The sequence below is a fragment of the Candidatus Darwinibacter acetoxidans genome (genome assembly GCF_041936445.1).
In the GTDB taxonomy this organism is placed as follows: domain Bacteria; phylum Bacillota; class Limnochordia; order Darwinibacteriales; family Darwinibacteriaceae; genus DTU010.
The window spans coordinates 1-3569 of the sequence record NZ_JBHGXH010000244.1 but is presented as its reverse complement, the minus strand read 5'-3'; the positions used below and the strand labels follow the sequence as shown (position 1 = coordinate 3569).

The following is a 3569-nucleotide window of genomic DNA, read 5'->3' as shown; positions in this document are numbered from 1 at the left end:
GTAGTTAAGCACTCGTTCCATGCCCGTTATCTCACCCTGGAGGCGGGCAATCTCAGACAGATCCTTGAAGCGCTCAACTTGGAGCCGGTTGGTTATGGATGTGAGGGCTTCACGAGCCAGCCCTTCTATAAGCAGCCAGCCCTCGCTATGCGCAAGGGCTGACAACTTCCTCTTATCTTCTTTTGTGAGCTTCACTCAATCACTCTCCTACGCAATACCTTCTGGTGGAGGTTCTATGCCGGGCATCATACCGGGTGGCGCTCCCATGCCCGGCATCGGCTGCCCAACCTGTGGCTGCCCCATCTGCGCCATAATTGCTTGCTGCTGTTCTGCTGCCTGCGCTGCTTGCTGCATCTCTTGCACTTCCTCCGGCGTATACAGGAACTTATCCACGTTCCGGAAATCGAAACTGCCCATCCATTCGCGGGTCAGCTCGTACTTCTTGATGAACGGGTTATTCGTCTGTATCGCAAACATCAACGCCTGTGTGAGCTGCTGACGTCGAAGCTCCTTGTTGGCAGCCGGGTCTGTCGATGCGCCTGCCGGACGGTAGTCGTATTCACCCATGATTTCATGCGGGCCTACCATCTGCCATTCTGCAGTATCATCACCGAAGAGGCGCACTAACCGGGGCTGATCAATAAACTGCTGGTTGTTCATGTCCATCAGCATTGCCATTCGACGTATGCCGAGGGAGTCGAACAACAAAATCTTGACATCGAAGCGCATGCTTGCATTGCTTGCCTGTGTCATGGTGGCTGTGGCTGTCTCGCGACGTTCAGGAGTCATGCCCCGTATCACGTTAGGGGTTGCGAGAGTAGACTCCATATCCTGCTTGATGACAGACTCCTCGTTGTATGCGCTTCCGGTTACGTCGGGAGTGACTAACGGCTTAACGTCCGATTCAGGGTTATCAACCCATATGATTCCGTGCGGACGCGAGATGAATTGCTCTTCGTCTATGCCTCTTCTGGCAATCCACATTCTATTCAGGACAAGGCTGACGTTGTCTATTCGCTGGTTCCTGTGGGTGTTGAGTTCATGCTGCAGGTGTTCGATGAGTTGAACCGCGCTGATACCGTATATCTGGTTAGGCACCTTGTCGAAGGGCACCACTATAAACGGCTTCTTCCCGTGTCGCCAGTATGGGGTCGGCCCGTCATAGGCCAACTGCTTCCGGTTGATGAGCAGTGCATGCCTGTCATCCTCCCAGTAGTGAAGGATTTCGAACAAATGTCCCTTCGCATCGTCCCGAGGCCAGAATCCATCGGACGCTTCCGGAGTCAGTCCGACGCTTGACATCATCTCCCACGCGCCGTCTTGCAGTTCACCGCCTGTGCCACGCATGGCCTCCCAGTCGATGGGGTATACTGTGCCTGTCCCGGCCTGATGCAAGACCTCCAGCCTATCTTGGAGCTGCTCCTGTGTGCACCACTCTCGTTGAAACACGAACCTGCAGGAGTCCACATCTTTTCCGCGCGGGTCAGGCCAGAAGTCAAAGAAATTGATGTTGACAAGCTCGTTATCATCCCACACGACGCCGTCCTGCTCCACCATCTGGAAGCCCAATAGCACCGGCACCGGCGCCCCTGTCATGGGGTCTGGCACCACTTGCACCACCGGCTCACGAGTGCGCACCATGCGCTTCTCATATCGCCACCCGACGCCGAGTATGGCAGCGGGGAAGATAAGCATCGAAGTTATAAAGTCGTAGAACACCGACACCACATTATTCCGCTCCAGCTGCTGATCCACCAAGGCACTGGCAAGCTCTGCCTTGCGCTCGTTGGCTTCCATCATCTCAGGAGTTGCACCCTCCGGTGAAGGCAGGAAGTCGATGTATGGCCTGCTGACACCGAAAAACGCCTTGAGCAGCCGTGCCCGCCACGTGTCCACCGCCTCATACGTGCGCGGAATGTGTAAGTTCGACCGACCCTTCTGCTCCTCGGTCAGCTCATCGCGGTAGCCGACATATAGCTTGTAGCACCGACGCGCGACGTCCTCAAACTGGCTGCGCCACCCGTCAGCATACTCGAACCGCTGAAGAAGCTCAGTCGTTGCCTCGGCCCTAGCCGTATCCTCGGCTACCGGGGTTATGTCCTCAGTTGCGATTGTCAGGGTATCCATATGCACCCTCCTAGTAGCCGGTAATCTCCGACACTACCGGCTTTGTCCGCTCCTTCTTCCACTTCCGGCGCCTATCCCGCTCTTCCTCTTCCAGGGTTATTGGAGGCCGGGACATGATGCCATACCTCACAGACTCAGGAGCATGATCCTCGCTTGCATCCGACACATCTTCCGGGTTGTGCGTATCGTGTATCAGCGCCGGTAGCGTGCGTATCAGGTTATGGCAGGTGTCGAAAACCGCGAGTCGTGCCACTTCCTGGCCCTGCTCATCTCGATAGGGCTTGAGGTACTCCCTCATCAGCCTCCAGCCCGGCACCCGCCTGTCATCGGCTCTGATGATGCCGGTAAGTCCAGCCTGCACCAGCAGCTCATACCCGGCTACTCCGGTGTCCTGTCGCCGGTTCCAGAGGTCAGGGCTTGCCACCGTGTAGTCGATGCGCTCGTTAGCGAGGGTTAACTCTCGTATGCGCTCGGCAGCCTCCGACAGTATCAAGTCCGGCTGATACAGCTCTCGGTAGACATAGCACCGGCCATCCTGCGAGACAGCCCACCAGTAGCAGGCTGTGCAATCCAGCCCATAATCGAGGCTGCGGAATCGGCGCCAATAGTGCGGTATCTCAAACGGCTGCACCACATGAATGGCGGGCCTCCACTCCTTGAAGTACTGTCCCGCAAACACGCTCCAGTCACCTTCTAGCAACTGGCGCCTGACTATCTCAGGCTGTGCCTCCAGGCGTGCCCGGTAGCCCGGATCGCGCTGCTCCAGGATGCGGTTGTCGCTCAGGAACGCCGGGATGAATAGATGCCTCTCCCGAACGCCCGGCTCCACTTCCACCTCGTGCACTTGCTCCGGAGGGCCGGGATCTATGAATTCCGCCTGTGCCCAAAGGTGCCCCACGTTGCCGGGATTGCTTGCTAGGGCCATAAATGGAATCACGCTATCCCTCGTGGCCCGGTTCCGGGTGCGCAGATACCGATACTGAGAACGGAGGAACTGCGTGGCCTCGTCAATCAGAATCAAATCGAACTGCTGTGACTGATAGTTGTACACGTCAGTCTCTTCTTTGCAGTGGCAGAATTGCAGAACGCTCCCCGTTGGGAGAGTCCACCGGCGCTGTCCGCCGTGCCACTTCGCCCAGCCACTCATAAGCTCGTGAGACCTCATGATAGCCCCTCCAGGCCCCTCAAGCATGGGGAACTCCCGGCGAAAGTAGCCAATACTTATGCCTGGATACGTGAGGCCGGCGACAATCCCCGCCATTAAAAGCGCATCTGACTTCCCCCCGCCGGCTGCCCCGCCATAGAGGATTACCTCGGCTCTCGGCTCAGTCGGCCCGCCACCATCCCAGGGGTGCGACAGTCCGCAAGCCCGCAAGAACTTCATCTGCCTTGGCTGCTCTGCCCACTCGATCGTTATATCGGCCTTGCGTTTACGCGCCACC

Annotated in this window: 3 protein-coding genes; all 3 read right to left on the bottom strand. The window is 57.5% G+C overall.

All coding sequences use genetic code 11. The annotated features are described in order from the left end of the window. Nucleotides 1-195 (bottom strand): hypothetical protein (locus ACE4YL_RS09205; RefSeq protein ID WP_461369566.1); only part of this gene is annotated, 195 nt, incomplete at its 3' end. A 12-nt stretch (nt 196-207) separates the two neighbouring features. Then, entirely contained in the window at nt 208-2127 is a 1920-nt protein-coding gene (locus ACE4YL_RS09200; RefSeq protein WP_461369565.1) for a portal protein, read from the bottom strand. A gap of 10 nt (nt 2128-2137) precedes the next feature. Then, nucleotides 2138-3569, bottom strand: a 1432-nt coding sequence (locus ACE4YL_RS09195; RefSeq protein WP_461369564.1) for a terminase large subunit domain-containing protein, incomplete at its 5' end; no start/stop codon positions are given.